The organism is Variovorax sp. FW301-JW7 (genome assembly GCF_058788795.1).
In genome coordinates this window covers 64,023-80,296 of the sequence record NZ_JBYTBC010000010.1, presented here as the reverse complement: position 1 = coordinate 80,296, position 16,274 = coordinate 64,023, and the positions used below count along the sequence as shown (strand labels likewise).

Here is a 16,274-nt window from a genome sequence, read left to right as displayed (position 1 = left end):
TCTGCCCGCGGCCCGGGGCGCCTGAAAGAAGAAGAGAAGGCGCATTGTTCCGGGCGGCACCAGGGCCGCACAGCCGTCGGCCGGAACAGGACTCTTGCGTGGTCGGAACGAATTCATTTCTCAAGGTGCTGCCCGAGATGGTGACCTTCGTGCGGGTCGCCGAACTGGGCAGCTTCTCGGCCGCGGCCGACCTGCTGGGCATCACGCCCTCGGCCGCGAGCCGGCAGGTGAAGCGGCTCGAACAGGAGATCGGCGTGCAGCTGCTGCAGCGCACCACGCGCCAGCTGCGGCTCACGGAGCCCGGCGCCGAGGCTTTTGCGCGCTGCCGCGAGCTGGTGGCGGCGGCGCAGGGCGCGATGGACGTCGGCGCGCAGTTCGCCCGCACGCCCACCGGCCGGGTGCGCCTGAGCGCGCCGAAGGCCTTTGCGCGGCGCGTGCTGCATCCGCACCTGCTCGACTTCCTGCGCACATACCCGGCGGTGGACGTGCAGCTGGTCGTGGCCGACCGCGACATCGACCCGATCCGCGAAGGCGTCGATCTCGTGGTGCGGCTGACCACGGCGCCGTCCGAGGGGCTGGTGGCGCGGCAGTTGATGGCGGTCGAGCACATCCTGTGCGCCACGCCGGCCTACCTGGCGCGCCACGGCGCCATCGCGCACCCGCACGACCTGCGCGCGCACAGCTGCCTGTCGCTGGGCGAGCACGAGCGCGACAACCACTGGCGCTTCCGAAAAGACGGCGAAGACGAGGTCGAGGTGGTGGTGGACGGCCGCTACGTCTGCAACCACAGCGAGATGCGGCTCGACGGCGCGCTCGCGGACCTGGGCGTGGCCTGCGTGCCGGCCTTCACGGCGCGCGAGGCGCTGGACGACGCCCGCGTGGTGCGCGTGCTGCCCGACTGGGCGCTGCAGGGCAGCTACCAGGGGCACGCGTGGCTGATGTACCCGCCCAGCCGCTACCTGCCGCCCAAGTGCCGGGTGCTCGTGGAGCACCTGCTCGGCGCGCTGGCCGGCAGCGACTATTCGTCAGCCGGTGCGAAAGGCACCCGCGGCGCGACCGCGCACATGAGTTCGTAGCCGACGGTGCCGGCGGCCTGGGCCACCTCGTCGATCGGCAGCACCGCGCCGGTCAGGGCCGAGCGGCCCCACAGCGTGACCTCGGCGCCGAACTGCGCGTCGGGCACGGGCGTGAGGTCGACGGTGATCATGTCCATGCTCACGCGGCCCACCATGCGGGTGCGCACGCCGTTCACGAGCACCGGGGTGCCGGTGTCGCAGTGGCGCGGGTAGCCGTCGGCATAGCCGACCGCCGCGATGCCGATGGTGAGCGGGCCGTCGGCCGCGAAGCGCGAGCCGTAGCCGATGGTGTCGCCGGCCTTCAGCGTCTGCACCGAGATGAGCCGGGTCGACAGCGTCATGGTCGGCTGCAGCTGCCAGTGCGCCGCGTCGTGTTCGGGGAAGTCGGGGGCGCTGCCGTACAGCACGATGCCGGGGCGCACCCAGTCGCCGCGCGTGCGCGGCGCATGGCGCAGCGTGGCCGCGCTGTTGGCGATGGAACGCTCGCCCGGCAGGTCGCGCGTGGCGCGCTCGAACACCTCGAGCTGGTGCTCGATGCCGCGCGGGCCGTCGGCGTCGCTGAAGTGCGTCATGAGCGAGATCTCGTCGACCTGCGGGAGCGCGTTCAGGCGCGTCCAGGCCGAGGCGAAGCGCTCGGGCGAGAAGCCCAGGCGGTTCATGCCGGAGTTCATCTTCAGGAACACGCGCTGCGGCTTCAGGGTCTTGTGGGCCGCGAGCATGTCGATCTGCTCGTCGCAGTGCACCGAATGCCACAGGTCCAGGCGCGAGCACAGCTCCAGGTCGCGCGCATCGAACACGCCTTCGAGCAGCAGCACCGGGCCGCGCCAGCCCAGCGCGCGCACGCGCTCGGCCTCGGCCAGGTCGAGCAGCGCGAAGCCGTCGGCGCCGCGCAGGCCCTCGAAGACACGCTCGATGCCGTGCCCGTAGGCATTGGCCTTGACCACGGCCCAGACACGGGCGTCGACGGCCGAGCGGCGGGCCCGGTCGAGGTTGTGGCGCAGGGCGGCGGTGTGGACGGTGGCGAGAATGGGGCGCGGCATGGCGGGTGTCGGGGTGGTTTCAGACCACGTTTTAGCATCTTCGGGAATGGGGTCGAATCCCGTGGGGATGCCTGAATTCGCGTCGTACCCCCATGCTATAACCGCCCATTCGCGCCTGACGCGACACTTTTTCACTACCGCCAGCAGACCCTCTGGCCAGCCAGCCCATCGATGAAGCGCGGTTTTTACACGATCATGTCGGCCCAGTTCTTTTCGTCGCTGGCCGACCAAGCGCTTTTCGTCGTTGCCGTCGATCTCATGCGAAGTTCGGGCGCCCCCGAATGGCAGCGGGCCGCCCTGGTGCCGATCTTCGCGGTCTTCTATGTGGTGCTGGCCCCGCTGGTGGGCGCCTTTGCCGACGCGCTGCCCAAGGGCAAGGTGATGTTCATCAGCAACGCGATCAAGGTCGTGGGCTGCCTGATGATGCTGTTCGGCTCGCACCCGTTGCTGTCGTATTCCATCGTGGGCCTGGGCGCCGCGGCCTACTCGCCGGCCAAGTACGGCATCCTCACCGAGCTGCTGCCGTCGTCGCAGCTGGTCAAGGCCAACGGCTGGATCGAAGGACTGACCATCGCCTCGATCCTGCTGGGCATCGTGCTCGGCGGCATGCTGGTGGGCCACGCGGTGTCCAGCCACCTGCTGATGATCGACCTGCCGTTCATCGACACCGGCATCGACTCGCCGGCCGAGGCCGCCATTGCGGTGCTGATCTTCGTCTACGTGCTCGCAGCCTGGTTCAACACCCGCATCCCGCACACCGGCGTCGAGATGCGCCCGCTGCGCTCCGACCCCGCGCAGAGCATGGTGCGCAACCTGGCCGGCCTGCTGCCCGACTTCTGGCATTGCAACGCCCGCCTGTGGCGCGACCGGCTGGGCCAGATCTCGCTGGCGACCACCACGCTGTTCTGGGGCGCGGGCGGCAACCTCAAGTACATCGTGCTGGCCTGGGCCGCCGTGGCGCTCGAATACAACACCACCCAGGCCTCGGCGCTGACCGGCGTGGTGACCATCGGCACCGCGGTGGGCGCCATCGTGGCCTCGATGTACATGCGCCTGGACATGGCCACGCGCGTGATCCCCATGGGCATCGCGATGGGCCTCATGGTGATCTGCATGAACTTCATCGGCAACGTCTGGCTGGCGGTGCCGTTCCTGATCATCCTGGGCGGCCTGGGCGGCTTCCTGGTGGTGCCGATGAACGCGCTGCTGCAGCACCGCGGCCACAACCTGATGGGCGCGGGCCGCTCCATTGCCGTGCAGAACTTCAACGAGCAGGCCTGCATCCTCCTGCTGGGCGGCTTCTACAGCGTGTGCACGGGCCTGGGCCTGTCGGCCTACGGCGCGATCAGCGCCTTCGGCCTCGTGGTGGCGGGCTGCATGTGGCTCATCAAGCGCTGGCACGAGAACAACCTCAAGAAGTATCCTGAGGAAGTCGAACACCTCCTCGCGATCGCCCGCAGCGACAAGCACCACTGATTTCGCGCGACCGCGTTGGTGCAATGGCCGGCGCGCCGAGCGCCCCCACTCCAACGCCCCCATGCCCGCACTTGCCCTGATGTTCAACGCCTTCGTGTGGGGCGTGTCCTGGATTCCGTTCCGCCAGATCGCCAGCCATGGGCTGCATCCGCTGTGGACCACCTGCCTGATCTACCTCGTCATCGCCACGGCGATGGGCCTCGTGCGCCGGCACGCCTGGAAGGCCTTCGCCGCGTTCCCGATGCTGGTGGCGCTGGGCCTGGCGGCCGGCTTCACCAACGTGGGTTTCAACTGGGCCGTGACGCAGGGCGACGTGGTGCGCGTGGTGCTGCTGTTCTATCTGATGCCGCTGTGGAGCGTGCTGCTGGCCTGGCTGCTGCTGGGTGAGCGGCCCACGGGCGGCGCGCTGATGCGCGTGGCGCTGGCGCTCACCGGCGTGGTCGTGGTGCTGAAGGCGCCCGGCACCGACTGGCCCGTGCCCTCGAGCCTGCCCGACTGGCTGGGCGTGGCGGCGGGCTTCGGCTTTGCCGTGACCAACATCGTGCTGCGCCATCTGCGGCATGCGCCGGGCGAGTCGCGCGCGCTGGCGATGTTCTGGGGCTGCACCGTGGTGGCGGGCGTCGGGGCGGTGACCGGCACCGCGTTCGGCGGCATCGATTCGCCGCTGCTCGCCTCGCCGGGCTGGCTGGGCTGGGCCGCGCTGCTGGGCACGGGCTTCATCGTCGCCAACGTGTGCCTGCAGTACGGCGCACCCAAGCTGGCGGCCAGCGCCACCTCGGTGATCATGCTGTCGGAAGTGCTGTTCGCGAGCGTCTCGTCGGTGGCGCTGGGCGCGTCGACCATGAACTCGCGCATCCTGGTCGGCGGCGCGCTGATCGTGCTGGGTGCGGTGTGGTCGGCGTTTGCGCGAACCCCGCCCGCGCGCGATGATGGCGTTTCCGCGTCCACCTGAGGAACTCCCCCATGACCAGCGTCTACGACTTCGAGGCCACCCGCATCGACGGCAAGCCGGTGAAGCTCTCGACCTTCCGCGGCAAGGTGCTGCTGATCGTCAACACGGCGAGCAAGTGCGGGTTCACGCCGCAGTTCGAAGGCCTCGAAGCGCTGCACGAGAAGTACGCCGGCCAGGGCCTCACGGTGCTGGGTTTTCCGTCGAACCAGTTCGGCGGCCAGGACCCGGGCAGCAACGAGGAAATCGGCGCCTTCTGCATGACCAACTACGGCGTGAGCTTCCCGATGATGGAGAAGATCGACGTCAACGGCAGCGGCGCGCTGCCGCTGTACCAATGGCTCACCAAGGAAAAGCCGGGCCTGCTGGGCAGCACGGCGATCAAGTGGAACTTCACCAAGTTCCTGGTCGGGCGCGACGGCGCGGTGCTCAAGCGCTATGCGCCGCTGGACACGCCGGCCTCGCTCACGCGCGACATCGAGGCGGCGCTCGCCGCCGGCTGATCAGAACCGAAAGTCGGCCGTCTTCGGCGCGCCGCCGACCGTCACGGTCTGGCTCCTGGTTTCGCCCTTCGACGTGCTCACGTCGATCACATAGCGTCCCGCCGGCACGTCGATGAGGCACACCGGCCCGTTGGCGGTGAAGGCCATGGCGGCGGAGCTGTTGGCGTCGCCGCCCTTGATCGCGACGTTCAGGTTGGCCAGGTAGGCGCCGTCGGCGCGCGCGAACAGCAGCGACAGCGGGTGGTTCTTCATGGCGGCGCGCATGGCGTCCGACTCGTCGGAGCCGATGCCGCCGCACACATAGCGCGTGGTGCCGATGCCCTGCCAGGGCGGCAAGGCCGAGGGCGGCTGCTGCGCCTGCGCGGCGACGGTGCCTGCGATGCAGGCGGCGGCCAGCAATGCGCGGCGCAGCGGAAAAGCAGAAACGAAAGACATGGCACGAACTCCTTGCAGCGTCTTCGGTTCGCCATGATGCGCCCCGAACGCACCGTGCGCACGTCGGACGGCAACGTACCCTGCCGTGCGCGTGCGCCCTACCCTGCCGGCGCCTGCAGCGCCGCGTCGAGCAGCTCGACCCAGTGCCGCACCGGCGTGTCGCCGCTGCCGCTTTGCAGGTGCGTGATGCAGCCGATGTTGGCCGAGGCGATGGTCGTGGGTTGCAGCTGCTTCAGGTGGCCGAGCTTGCGGTCGCGCAGCGGGTAGGCCAGCTCGGGCTGCAGCACCGAATACGTGCCGGCCGAGCCGCAGCACAGGTGCGATTCGTTCATGGCCACGCGCACGTCGAAACCCAGCGCGCGCAGGTGCGTCTCGACGCCGCCGCGCAGCTTCTGGCCGTGCTGCAGCGTGCACGGCGGGTGGTAGGCGACCACACCTTCGGGCGCGCGCACGCGGCCCTGCAGCGCGGGCACGAGCTCGGGCAGCAGCTCGCTCAGGTCGCGCGTGAGCGCGCTGATGCGCGCGGCCTTGGCGGCATAGGCGGCGTCGTGCTGCAGCAGGTGGCCGTACTCGCGCACGGTGACGCCGCAGCCCGAGGCGTTCATCACGATCGCTTCCACCTCGCCGCGTTCGACGAAGGGCCACCAGGCATCGATGTTGGCGCGCATCTGCGCCTTGCCGCCCTCCTGGTCGTTGAGGTGGAACTTCACGGCGCCGCAGCAGCCCGCCTTGGGCGCGACCACGGCCTGGATGCCGGCCGCATCGAGCACGCGCGCGGTGGCGCTGTTGATGTTCGGTGCCATCGACGGCTGCACGCAGCCCGCGAGCATCAGCACCTTGCGCGCATGCGTGGCGGTGGGCCAGCGGCCGGCGTCCTGCTTCGCGGGCACCTTGGCCTTCAGCCCTGCAGGCAGCAGCCCGCGCACCGACTGGCCCAGCGCCATCGCGGGGCCGAACAGCGGCGACGGCAGCGCCTCCTTGAGCAGCCAGCGCGTGGCCGACTCCACCGCGGGGCGCGGCACTTTCTCGTCGACGATCTTGCGGCCGATGTCGACCAGGTTCCCGTACTGCACGCCGCTGGGGCAGGTGCTTTCGCAGTTGCGGCAGGTGAGGCAGCGGTCCAGGTGCAGCTGCGTGCTGCGCGTGGGCGCATGGCCTTCGAGCACCTGCTTGATGAGGTAGATGCGCCCGCGCGGGCCGTCGAGCTCGTCGCCGAGCAGCTGGTAGGTCGGGCAGGTGGCGGTGCAGAAGCCGCAGTGCACGCACTTGCGCAGGATGGCTTCGGCTTCGCGGCCCGCGTCGGTGTCGCGGAATTCGGGGGCTAGTTCGGTTTGCATCGCGGGGGTGTCGTTTCTTTTCTTATTGGTCGCCTGCGAAGAGCCGGCCGCGGTCGAAGACCCCGTGCGGATCGAACGCCTGCATCAGCGCGCGATGGATGCGTGCCACCGGCGCACTCAATGCATCGAAGCGCGGCACGTCGCAGTCGGCCGCTTGCGCCGCGGGCACACGGAACAGCGTGGCATGGCCACCGGCGGCCTGCGCAGCCTCGCGCAGGCGCGCCGCCTGCGCGGGCGGCGCGAAGTACCAGCGTTGCCCGCCGTGCCACTCGACCAGCGGCGCGGCGCAGCCGTCGATGGCGATCACCGGCGCGGTCTGCGGCACCGACAGGCGCCACAGCGCCAGCGAACCGTCGGCATCGAGCGCGAACCACGGCATGCGCTGGTCGCGCAGCGCGGCCCAGCCGGCGGCTGCGCGCACCGGGTCCTGGCGTTCGCCGCCGAGCTGCGCGCAGGCGGCTTCGACGGCCGCCACGGCGCCGCGCAGCCGCAGGCGCAGCACGCCCGCGCCGGGCGCGTGTTCGAACCAGCTGCTCGCGTTCAGCGGCAGCGGGCGTCCGCCCCATTCGTTGAGCAGGCGCAGCGCATCGGCCTGGCTGCAGGCGAAGGCGAGCGTGGCCTCGGCGGGCGCCACGGGCAGCACCTTGAGGCTCACTTCGGCGATCACGCCCAGCGTGCCGAGCGAGCCGGCCAGCACGCGCGAGACGTCGTAGCCGGCGACGTTCTTCATCACCTGGCCACCGAAGCTCAGCACCTCGGCGCGGCCGTTGATGAGCGTGGCGCCGAGCACGTAGTCGCGCACCGCGCCCACGCTGGCGCGCGACGGGCCGCTGAGGCCGGCGGCGACCATGCCGCCCACCGTGCCGCCGGCATCGAAGCACGGCGGCTCGAACGGCAGGCACTGGCCTTGTTCGGCGAGCGCGGCCTCGAGCTCGGCCAGCGGCGTGCCGGCACGCACGGTGACGACCAGCTCGCTGGGTTCGTAGCTCGTGATGCCGGCGAGCGCGCGCAGGTCGAGCAGCTCGCCGCGCGGCGGCTGGCCGTAGAAATCCTTGGTGCCGCCGCCGCGCAGGCGCAGCGATGTGGCATCGGCCGCGGCGGCGCGCACGCGCTCGACGACCTGCTGGAGGGCGGTATCCGTGTTCATGAGGCTCTCAGAATCTCGGCAGGTCGGGATGCGCCAGCCGGCCGCCGCGCACCACTTCCTTGCCGTACTCGGCGCAGCGCTGCAGCGTGGGAATCACCTTGCCGGGGTTGAGCAGCCCGGCGGGGTCGAAGGCGCGCTTGATGCCGAACATCTGCTCGTTCTCGGCCGCGGTGAACTGCACGCACATGCTGTTGAGCTTTTCCACGCCCACGCCATGCTCGCCCGAGACGGTACCGCCCATGGCGACGCTGGTCTCGAGGATGTCGGCGCCGAACAGCTCGCAGCGATGCAGCTCGTCGGGGTCGTTGGCGTCGAACAGCACCAGCGGGTGCAGGTTGCCGTCGCCCGCGTGGAACACGTTGCAGCAGCGCAGGTTGTACTTCTTCTCCATCTCCTGGATCGCCAACAGGATGTCGGCGAGCCGCTTGCGCGGGATGGTGGAGTCCAGGCACATGTAGTCGGGGCTGATGCGGCCCGATGCCGGAAAGGCGTTCTTGCGGCCGCTCCAGAATTTCATGCGCTCGTCTTCGCTGGTGCTCACGGCGATGGCGGTGGCACCGCAGCCGCGCAGCACGTCGGTCATGCGGCCGATTTCTTCTTCCACTTCTTCCGGCGTGCCGTCCGATTCGCACAGCAGGATGGCGGCGGCGTCGAGGTCGTAGCCGGCGTGCACGAAGTCTTCGACGGCGGCGGTCATGGGCTTGTCCATCATCTCCAGGCCGGCCGGGATGATGCCCGCCGCGATCACCGCCGCGACCGCGTCGCCGGCTTTGCGCACGTCGTCGAAGCTGGCCATGATGCAGCGCGCCAGCTGCGGCTTGGGCACGAGCTTCACCGTGACCTCGGTGGTCACGGCCAGCATGCCTTCGCTGCCGATGGCCAGCGCGAGCAGGTCGAGCCCCGGCGCGTCGAGCGCCTCGCCGCCGAACTCGATGGGCTCGCCCTCGGCCGTGAAGCCGCGCACGCGCAGCACGTTGTGCAGCGTGAGGCCGTACTTCAGGCAGTGCACGCCGCCCGAGTTCTCGGCCACGTTGCCGCCGATGGTGCAGGCGATCTGGCTCGACGGGTCGGGCGCGTAGTAGAGGTTGAAGGGCGCTGCGGCTTCGCTGATGGCGAGGTTGCGCACGCCGCACTGCACGACGGCCGTGCGGCTCACGGGGTCGACCTTCAGGATGCGGTTGAACTTGGCCAGCGACAGCGTCACGCCCAGCGCGTGCGGCATGGCGCCGCCCGAGAGCCCGGTGCCGGCGCCGCGCGCCACCACGGGCACGGCCAGCGCATGGCAGGCGCGCAGCACGGCGGCCACCTGCGCCTCGGTCTCGGGCAAGGCCACCACCAGCGGGCGCTGGCGGTAGGCCGTGAGGCCGTCGCACTCGTAGGGCGTGGTGTCTTCGGCGTGCCAGATGAGCGCATGCGCGGGCAGGTGCGCCTGCAGCGCCCGCACCACCTGCGCCTGGCGCTCCGCCTTCGACAGCTGCGTGTGCTGTTCGGTCGTGACGGGAGCATTCATGGCGGGAGCAACTTTCAGCGGACGACCATCAGGGTGAATGGCCACACATAGGCCTGCAGCGTCACGTACAGGCCGACCAGCGAGGCCAGCGCGATCGAATGGAAGAACACGTAGCGCAGGATGTCGCCTTCGTGATTGAACCACCGCGTGGCGGTGGAGGCCACCACGATCGACTGGGCGTCGATCATCTTACCCATCACGCCGCCCGAGCTGTTGGCTGCGCCCATGAGGTTGGGCGCCAGGCCGAGCTGCTCGGCCGCGACCTTCTGCATGCCGCCGAACAGCACGTTCGAGGCGGTGTCGGAGCCCGTCATGGCCACGCCGATCCAGCCCATGAGCGTGCCGAAGAAGGGATAGAACACGCCGGTGTTGGCGAAGGCCAGGCCCAGCGTGGTGTCGGTGCCCGAGTAGCGCGTGAGCGTGCCCAGCGCGAGCATCAGCACGATGGTCATGAGCGAGTAGCGCACCATCCAGAGCGTGCGAAGAAAGGTGCGCACGATCTCGACGGGGTTGTACTTCATGAACAGCGCGCTCACGATCGCCGACAGCAGGATGCCGGTGCCCGTGGCCGACAGCAGGTTCAGCACGTACACCGCGCCTTCCTTCGTGGGTGCCATGACCACCGGCGGCATCTTCTCGATCAGGTTGTGCAGCCCGCCCATCGGGAACGAGGGCGCGAACACGCCATTGAGCGCGGTCTTCACCGCCGGCAGGCCCCAGATGAAAACGAACACCGAGAGGATCACCCAGGGCATCCACGCGCGCACCAGCGCCTCGCGGCTGTGCACGACGATGGCGGCCGGCGGCTTGGCCTCGTGCGCGCTCACGTCCTTGCCGCGCAGCGAGGGCGAGCGCCACACGTTCTTGGGCTGCCACACGCGCAGGAACAGCACCAGGCTGGCCATCGACACGATGGCCGCGATGATGTCGACCAGCTCGGGGCCGATGAAGTTCGACACCAGGTACTGCGGCACCGCGAACGACACGCCTGTGACCAGGATGGCGGGCCACACTTCCATCATCGCCTTGCGTCCGGCGAAGGCCCACACCAGCCAGAACGGCACCAGCAGCGAGAAGAACGGCAGCTGGCGCCCGATCATCGCGGTGACTTCCATCAGATCGTAGCCGTGCACCTTGGCCAGCGTGATCACCGGTGTGCCGAGCGCGCCGAAGGCCACCGGCGCGGTGTTGGCGATCAGCGAGAGGCCCGAGGCGGCCAGCGGCGAGAAGCCCAGCCCGATCAGGATGCCGGCCGTGACCGCCACCGGCGTGCCGAAGCCCGCCGCGCCCTCGAAGAAGGCGCCGAAGCAGAAGGCGATCAGCAGCAGCTGGATGCGGCGGTCTTCGGTGATGCCCGAGAGCGAGTCCTGCAGCACCTTGAAGCTGCCGTTCTGTTCGGCCAACTGCTGCAGGAAGATGATGTTCAGCACGATCCAGCCGATCGGCAGCAGGCCCGTGAAGCCGCCGAAGAGCGCGGCGCGCCCGGCCATCTCGGCCGGCATGCCGTAGGCGAACACGGCGACGGCCAGCGCCGCCAGCAGGCCCAGGCCGGCGGCGATGTGGGCCTTGATGTGGAAGAAGCCGAGGCACGCGAGCATCACCACCACCGGGATCGCGGCGAGCGCGGTGGAAATGATCATGTTGCCGAACGGGTCGTAGATCTGCTGCCAGGTCATGCGTTGTCTCCGGGGAGGCTGTTGTTGTGCCTCGCACTCTAGGGAGATGCGCACCGTCCGGGTTGAAGGATTTTTGCCCGGACCTTGATAAAAATTTGTCGCGCCGACCTGTCGGTCAACCGCGCATCAATGCAGCATCTGTGCGAGCCAGTCGACGAAGGCGGCGCATTCCCAGCGCTCCAGCGTGCCCGGCTGCCAGCAGATGTAGTGGCGGTGCGGCGAGGGCACGGGCCGTTCCGACAGCGCCACCAGCCGGCCCGATTCGAACCAGGCGGCGCCCAGTTTCTGTCGCACCAGCGCCACGCCGAAGCCGCTGGCCGCCGCGTCGTAGACCAGGCCCAGGTCGTTGAACTGCGAGCCCAGGTGCGGCTCGGGCTGGTCGATGTCGCAGCTCGCGAACCAGGTGCCCCAGGGCTCGAGCGGGCTGCGGATCAGCCGCGCGCTGGCGATCTCGGCCGCGGTGCGAAAGCCGTCGAAGGGCCCGAACTCGTTGAGGTAACTCGGGCTGCAGGCGGGCACCACGTCCTCGGCGATGAGCAGGCGGTGCTCGCAATCGGCGTACGCGCCGATGCCGTAGCGCACCTGCAGGTCGGTCTGCTCGGCCGTGACGTCGAGCAGCGGAATCGACACGTGCAGCGCCAGCTCGATGTCGGGATAGAGGTTGCGAAAGAGCTCCAGCCGCGGCATCAGGAACTGGCGGCTGAAGGTCGGCGTGACGGCCACGCTCAGGCGCGGCGCACGCAGTGCCGCGTCACGGCTGCCGGGCGTGGCCTGCTGCAGCGCAGCCAGGCCGACGCGCACGTTCGCCAGGTAGGCCGCGCCGTCGGCCGTGAGGCTGAAGTCGCTGCGACCGAAGAGCTTGAAGCCCACGTGCGCCTCGAGCTGGCGGATGCGGTGGCTCACGGCGCTGGCCGTCACGCACAGCTCGTCGGCCGCGCGGCCCGCATGCCGCAGCCGCGCGACGGCCTCGAAGGTCAGCAGGCATTGGATCGGGGGGATGTGGTGCAACGCCATCCGCGGGGCAGCCGGAGAGCTCAGAAGGCGTGAATGAATCCGGCGTGGCCGAGCAGCCCGCCCAGGCGCGCCCCATCAAGGCGCAAAGCGCAGCCATAGCTCGGGCTATGGCGAGCATTTGCAACGCCGAGGGGGCGTGTCTGGGCGGGATGAGCGGACATGGCGGGTTCGTTCACGCCTTCTTAGTCTTCGAAGAAATTCACCGGCAGGCCCGGCGTGTCGACGCGCATCGAGAGCACGGTGCCCGAGGCCGGGCGCTGCACCAGCTCGTCGGCCGGACGGCCCTTGCGTCCGCTGGTGACGAACAGCGTGCGCAGGTCGTCGCCGCCGAAGCAGGGCATGGTCGGGCATTGCACCGGCACCGCGATGGCCGCGACACGCTCGCCCGTGGGCGCAAAGCGCAGCAGCTGCGCGCCTTCGAACATCGCGACCCAGTAGTGGCCGGCGGCGTCGACGGTGGCGCCATCGGGTCGGCCGTCGTAATGCGAGGGCGCGCCGGGCACCCAGCCCGCGGGCTTGGGGTCGAACTGCTGGAACACGCGCGCATGCGACAGCGTGTTGGCCTCGGCGTCCCAGTCCCAGGCGCGCACCACGTGCGCGGCGGTGTCGGCCCAGTACAGGGTGCCGTTGTCGGGCGAGAACGCCAGGCCGTTGGCGGTGGTGACGTGTTCCAGCATCGACGTGATGGTGGGAGACACGTCGCCCGGGCGTGCGTCGAAGCAGTAGAGCGCGGCGTTGGGGAGGTCCTTGGCCTCGTTGAGCGAGCCGGCCCAGAAGCGGCCGAGCGCGTCGCACTTGCCGTCGTTGAAGCGCATGGTGCGCACGTCGTGCTCCGCGCGCGCCATCGCGACCAGTTCACCGCCCCATTCGCGGGCGCGGTAGATGCCGTCGCGCAGCGCGATCACGAGGCCGCCGCTGCGTGCCGGCGCCATGCAGCCGGGTTCGGTGGGCAGCGCCCATCGCTCGACCGTGGCCGCGGGCGAACCGATCTCGCCGCGCGTGCGCAGCACGGCGCGGCCCGGGATGTCGAGCCAGTAGAGCGCGCGTTCGTGCGGATGCCAGAACGGCGATTCACCCAGTTCGCAGAGGCTGTCTTCGATGGAGGTCCACATGGTGGGGCGATTGTGCCCCCGGCCACGCGGGCCGCGGGCAAAAAAAAGCCCGCTGACGCCGAAGCGCTCGCGGGCTGAACATCCAAAGGAGACTCGCCTGAAAAACCGGGAGCTGTCGTTCTTCTTTGTGTCGAAAAGGGTGGTGGTGGTCTTTGAAGCGCGGGGGCCGGCACCGTGCCGGACCACCCGCTGTCTGTCTGTATGCGAATCAGCGGTTGTAAGCTGTTTCGCCGTGTGACGAGATGTCGAGGCCTTCGCGCTCTTCTTCTTCCGACACACGCAGGCCGAGGGTCAGGTCGGCGATCTTGAAGGCGATGAACGCCACCACGCCGGACCACACGATCGTGAACAGCACGCTCTTGACCTGGATCCAGACCTGGCCGCCCATCGTGAAGGTGTCGGGGGTCAGGCCGCCGGTGCCGCCCAGGCCCTTGGCTGCGAACACACCGGTCAGGATGGCACCCAGGATGCCGCCCACGCCGTGCACGCCGAACACGTCGAACGCGTCGTCGGCGCCGAGCATGCGCTTGAGGCCACCGACACCCCACAGGCAGACCAGGCCGGCCAGCAGGCCCAGCACGATCGAACCCATCGGGCCGACGAAACCGGCGGCAGGCGTGACGGCCACGAGGCCGGCAACGGCACCGGACGCGGCGCCCAGCATCGAGGCCTTGCCCTTGTGCAGGCTCTCACCCAGGATCCACGACAGGGCCGCGGCGGCGGTGGCGAGCACCGTGTTCACGAAAGCCAGGCCGGCGGCGGCGTTGGCAGCACCTGCCGAACCCGCATTGAAGCCGAACCAGCCGACCCACAGCAGCGAAGCGCCGACCATGGTGAGCGTGAGCGAGTGCGGCGTGAACGCTTCCTTGCCGTAGCCGACGCGCTTGCCGATCATGTAGGCACCGACCAGGCCGGCGATACCGGCGTTGATGTGCACCACGGTGCCGCCCGCGAAGTCGAGCGCGCCGTCCTTGCCCAGCAGGCCGCCGCCCCACACGATGTGGGCCATGGGCACGTAGCTGAAGGTGAACCAGATCACCGAGAACAGCAGCACGGCCGAGAACCTGGCGCGTTCTGCGAAGGCGCCGACGATCAGCGCCACGGTGATGGCCGCGAAGGTGCCCTGGAAGGCGACGAACACGTATTCGGGAATCGTGGTCAGCGCGCCGAAGGTCTCCTGCGTGATGCCCTTCATGAAGATCTTGTCGAAGCTTCCGAAGAAATTGCCGTCGCCCGTGAAGGCCAGGCTGTAGCCGTAGATGGCCCACAGGATGCTGATCAGCGAGAAGATCACGAAGACCTGCATCAGCACCGACAGCATGTTCTTGGAGCGGCCCAGGCCGCCGTAGAACAGCGCCAGGCCGGGGATGGTCATCAGGATCACGAGCAGGGTCGAGGTGAGCATCCAGGCGGTGTCGCCGGAGTCGACCTTGGGCGCGGGTGCCGCGGCCGGAGCGGCGGGCGCAGCTTCGGCAGCAGCGGGTGCTGCAGCCGCTGCAGGCGCGGGTGCAGCCGCGGCAGGTGCCGATGCAGCCGGTGCCTCAGGGGTGGCGGCGGGTGCCTGGGCCAGCGCCGACGTGCCGGCGACGAAGACGCTCAAACCGAGCGCAAGAGAGACAAGAAGTTTTTTCATAGTCGTTGTTCTTTCGGGCCAGGACTCGATCAGAGGGCTTCGCGGCCCGTTTCGCCGGTGCGGATGCGCACGACCTGCTCGAGGTTGTAGACAAAGATCTTGCCGTCGCCGATCTTCCCGGTGCGCGCAGCGCCCTCCACCGCCTCGATCACGCGGTCGACGAGGTCGTCGGAGATGGCCGCCTCGATCTTCACCTTGGGCAGGAAGTCGACCACGTACTCGGCGCCGCGGTACAGCTCGGTGTGGCCCTTCTGGCGACCGAAGCCCTTCACTTCCGTGACGGTGATGCCCTGCACGCCGATGGCCGAGAGTGCTTCACGCACCTCGTCGAGCTTGAACGGTTTGATGATGGCTGTGACCAGCTTCATGATGAGTTGCTCCTTCTGGATGGATGAAAGGTGGCGCGGCAACGTGGGCCGCACCTGGTTGTTGTGTCGATTACAGCGTCTTCGTCAGCGTGACGATGAAGCGTGCCTTGTTGGGCGAGTACGTCGTCTGGCCGAAGGTGCCGAAACCGAAGTCGTAGCCCGGGTTGGCCACGGCGAGGTACGAGCTCTTCTTGTTGGCGCCCTGCACCGAGCCGGTGAGCGTCAGGCCGCTGCCGAAGTCGTAGGTGGCGCCGATGTTGTAGTCGACGTAGCTCTTGTAGCCCAGGCTGCGGATGTCGCTGGACATGTTGGTGAAGCCGACCGCCGCCTTCAGCGTGACCTTGGGCACGATCTCCTTGCTGTAGGCCAGGTTCAGGTAACCGGTGTTGGTGCCCTTCAGGCCCGAGCCGGCCTTGTTGCCCGCGTAGCCGAAGTAGTCCTTCGACACGGTGTGCGAGTACTTGGCCGTGAACGAGCCGAAGCTGTCGTTGGCGTAGGTGGCGCCCACGTAGAGCTCGGTGGTGTTGCCTGCCGAGTTGCCCGGGTAGATGTAGGTCAGCGCACCGACGTCCATGTCGACCGGGCCGGCCTTGAACTTGTAGCCGCCGTAGATGTCGCTCTCGATGCTGTTGCCCTTGAGCCAGTTGACGCTGGAGTTCCAGTTGCCGACGTAGAAGCCGCTCTCGCCGAAGGCGTAGTCGAAGCCGCCCTGGATGGCGGGCTTGAAGCCCTTGGTCTTGGCGTAGTCGTTCTTGCCGATCATGTCCTGGTCCTGGCCGCGGAACTTGTAGTTCGAGGTCAGGGAGACATTGCCCGTGAGCAGGGGCGCGGGTGCCGGGGCTGCGGCGTCGGCGGCCTGGGCCATGGCGGCGCCCGAGGCGGTCAGTGCAGTGGCCAGAACGATCAACGCCTGGGCGGCGGTACGGTGCGTCATCAGGGAACTCCTCGCAAGTGTGTTGTTGGACCTGAGCACCCTCAAAGCAGGGAGCGTGCCAAAG

At 69.0% G+C, this 16,274-nt stretch carries 15 protein-coding genes; 4 read left to right on the top strand and 11 right to left on the bottom strand.

Features of this window, described 5'->3' with window-relative positions:
• Positions 1-137: 137 nt before the first annotated feature.
• Positions 138-1,076 carry a LysR family transcriptional regulator gene (locus AC3WQM_RS24620; RefSeq protein WP_492682641.1) on the top strand — a complete coding sequence of 313 codons (939 nt, stop codon included), beginning with the start codon at positions 138-140 and terminating at the stop codon, positions 1,074-1,076.
• Here the strand turns inward: AC3WQM_RS24620 and alr are convergent.
• Positions 1,019-2,116 carry an alanine racemase gene (gene alr / locus AC3WQM_RS24615; protein WP_492682401.1) on the bottom strand — a complete coding sequence of 366 codons (1,098 nt, stop codon included), beginning with the start codon at positions 2,114-2,116 and terminating at the stop codon, positions 1,019-1,021. The genes AC3WQM_RS24620 and alr overlap by 58 nt on opposite strands.
• A gap of 171 nt (positions 2,117-2,287) precedes the next feature.
• On the opposite strand from alr, the gene lplT reads away from it, so the two are divergent.
• The 3 genes from lplT to AC3WQM_RS24600 all read left to right on the top strand — a co-directional run bounded on the left by lplT (position 2,288) and on the right by AC3WQM_RS24600 (position 5,044).
• Entirely contained in the window at positions 2,288-3,592 is a 1,305-nt protein-coding gene (lplT, locus tag AC3WQM_RS24610; protein ID WP_492682399.1) for a lysophospholipid transporter LplT, read from the top strand.
• A gap of 61 nt (positions 3,593-3,653) precedes the next feature.
• Positions 3,654-4,544, top strand: a complete 891-nt coding sequence (locus tag AC3WQM_RS24605; protein WP_492682397.1) for a DMT family transporter — start codon at positions 3,654-3,656, stop codon at positions 4,542-4,544.
• A gap of 11 nt (positions 4,545-4,555) precedes the next feature.
• The gene (locus AC3WQM_RS24600) at positions 4,556-5,044 is read left to right on the top strand and encodes a glutathione peroxidase (protein WP_492682395.1); all 489 of its coding nucleotides are present in this window, start codon (positions 4,556-4,558) and stop codon (positions 5,042-5,044) included.
• Here the strand turns inward: AC3WQM_RS24600 and AC3WQM_RS24595 are convergent, their stop codons facing one another.
• The 10 genes from AC3WQM_RS24595 to AC3WQM_RS24550 form a co-directional block, all read right to left on the bottom strand.
• Positions 5,045-5,479: a carboxypeptidase regulatory-like domain-containing protein gene (locus AC3WQM_RS24595; RefSeq protein WP_489060301.1), complete on the bottom strand. Its 435-nt coding sequence runs from the start codon at positions 5,477-5,479 to the stop codon at positions 5,045-5,047. It lies immediately after the preceding gene.
• A gap of 98 nt (positions 5,480-5,577) precedes the next feature.
• Positions 5,578-6,816: a glycolate oxidase subunit GlcF gene (gene glcF / locus AC3WQM_RS24590; protein ID WP_492682393.1), complete on the bottom strand. Its 1,239-nt coding sequence runs from the start codon at positions 6,814-6,816 to the stop codon at positions 5,578-5,580.
• A 22-nt stretch (positions 6,817-6,838) separates the two neighbouring features.
• Complete coding sequence (gene glcE / locus AC3WQM_RS24585; RefSeq protein WP_492682391.1) at positions 6,839-7,963, bottom strand: glycolate oxidase subunit GlcE; 1,125 nt, start codon at positions 7,961-7,963, stop codon at positions 6,839-6,841.
• 7 nt (positions 7,964-7,970) lie between these two features.
• Entirely contained in the window at positions 7,971-9,473 is a 1,503-nt protein-coding gene (locus AC3WQM_RS24580; protein ID WP_354345236.1) for an FAD-linked oxidase C-terminal domain-containing protein, read from the bottom strand.
• A gap of 14 nt (positions 9,474-9,487) precedes the next feature.
• Positions 9,488-11,149: an L-lactate permease gene (locus AC3WQM_RS24575; protein ID WP_492682389.1), complete on the bottom strand. Its 1,662-nt coding sequence runs from the start codon at positions 11,147-11,149 to the stop codon at positions 9,488-9,490.
• Positions 11,150-11,275: 126 nt separating this feature from the next.
• Positions 11,276-12,163, bottom strand: coding sequence for a LysR substrate-binding domain-containing protein (locus AC3WQM_RS24570; RefSeq protein ID WP_492682387.1), 888 nt, complete (start codon positions 12,161-12,163; stop codon positions 11,276-11,278).
• Between the two features lie 182 nt (positions 12,164-12,345).
• The gene (locus tag AC3WQM_RS24565) at positions 12,346-13,275 is read right to left on the bottom strand and encodes an SMP-30/gluconolactonase/LRE family protein (RefSeq protein ID WP_492682385.1); all 930 of its coding nucleotides are present in this window, start codon (positions 13,273-13,275) and stop codon (positions 12,346-12,348) included.
• A 208-nt stretch (positions 13,276-13,483) separates the two neighbouring features.
• Positions 13,484-14,908 carry an ammonium transporter gene (locus tag AC3WQM_RS24560; RefSeq protein WP_492682383.1) on the bottom strand — a complete coding sequence of 475 codons (1,425 nt, stop codon included), beginning with the start codon at positions 14,906-14,908 and terminating at the stop codon, positions 13,484-13,486.
• 29 nt (positions 14,909-14,937) lie between these two features.
• A complete protein-coding gene (gene glnK / locus AC3WQM_RS24555) occupies positions 14,938-15,276 on the bottom strand; it encodes a P-II family nitrogen regulator (protein ID WP_099794566.1) in 339 nt (112 codons plus the stop codon).
• 70 nt (positions 15,277-15,346) lie between these two features.
• The gene (locus AC3WQM_RS24550; protein ID WP_492682381.1) at positions 15,347-16,210 is read right to left on the bottom strand and encodes a TorF family putative porin; all 864 of its coding nucleotides are present in this window, start codon (positions 16,208-16,210) and stop codon (positions 15,347-15,349) included.
• Positions 16,211-16,274: the final 64 nt, after the last annotated feature.

Excerpts from the sequence above, each read along its gene's own strand:
- AC3WQM_RS24620 (WP_492682641.1), top strand. The coding sequence starts at position 138 with ATGGTGACCTTCGTGCGGGTCGCCGAACTGGGCAGCTTCTCGGCCGCG.
- alr (WP_492682401.1), bottom strand. The coding sequence starts at position 2,116 with ATGCCGCGCCCCATTCTCGCCACCGTCCACACCGCCGCCCTGCGCCAC.
- lplT (WP_492682399.1), top strand. The coding sequence starts at position 2,288 with ATGAAGCGCGGTTTTTACACGATCATGTCGGCCCAGTTCTTTTCGTCG.
- AC3WQM_RS24605 (WP_492682397.1), top strand. The coding sequence starts at position 3,654 with ATGCCCGCACTTGCCCTGATGTTCAACGCCTTCGTGTGGGGCGTGTCC.
- AC3WQM_RS24600 (WP_492682395.1), top strand. The coding sequence starts at position 4,556 with ATGACCAGCGTCTACGACTTCGAGGCCACCCGCATCGACGGCAAGCCG.
- AC3WQM_RS24595 (WP_489060301.1), bottom strand. The coding sequence starts at position 5,479 with ATGTCTTTCGTTTCTGCTTTTCCGCTGCGCCGCGCATTGCTGGCCGCC.
- glcF (WP_492682393.1), bottom strand. The coding sequence starts at position 6,816 with ATGCAAACCGAACTAGCCCCCGAATTCCGCGACACCGACGCGGGCCGC.
- glcE (WP_492682391.1), bottom strand. The coding sequence starts at position 7,963 with ATGAACACGGATACCGCCCTCCAGCAGGTCGTCGAGCGCGTGCGCGCC.
- AC3WQM_RS24580 (WP_354345236.1), bottom strand. The coding sequence starts at position 9,473 with ATGAATGCTCCCGTCACGACCGAACAGCACACGCAGCTGTCGAAGGCG.
- AC3WQM_RS24575 (WP_492682389.1), bottom strand. The coding sequence starts at position 11,149 with ATGACCTGGCAGCAGATCTACGACCCGTTCGGCAACATGATCATTTCC.
- AC3WQM_RS24570 (WP_492682387.1), bottom strand. The coding sequence starts at position 12,163 with ATGGCGTTGCACCACATCCCCCCGATCCAATGCCTGCTGACCTTCGAG.
- AC3WQM_RS24565 (WP_492682385.1), bottom strand. The coding sequence starts at position 13,275 with ATGTGGACCTCCATCGAAGACAGCCTCTGCGAACTGGGTGAATCGCCG.
- AC3WQM_RS24560 (WP_492682383.1), bottom strand. The coding sequence starts at position 14,908 with ATGAAAAAACTTCTTGTCTCTCTTGCGCTCGGTTTGAGCGTCTTCGTC.
- glnK (WP_099794566.1), bottom strand. The coding sequence starts at position 15,276 with ATGAAGCTGGTCACAGCCATCATCAAACCGTTCAAGCTCGACGAGGTG.
- AC3WQM_RS24550 (WP_492682381.1), bottom strand. The coding sequence starts at position 16,210 with ATGACGCACCGTACCGCCGCCCAGGCGTTGATCGTTCTGGCCACTGCA.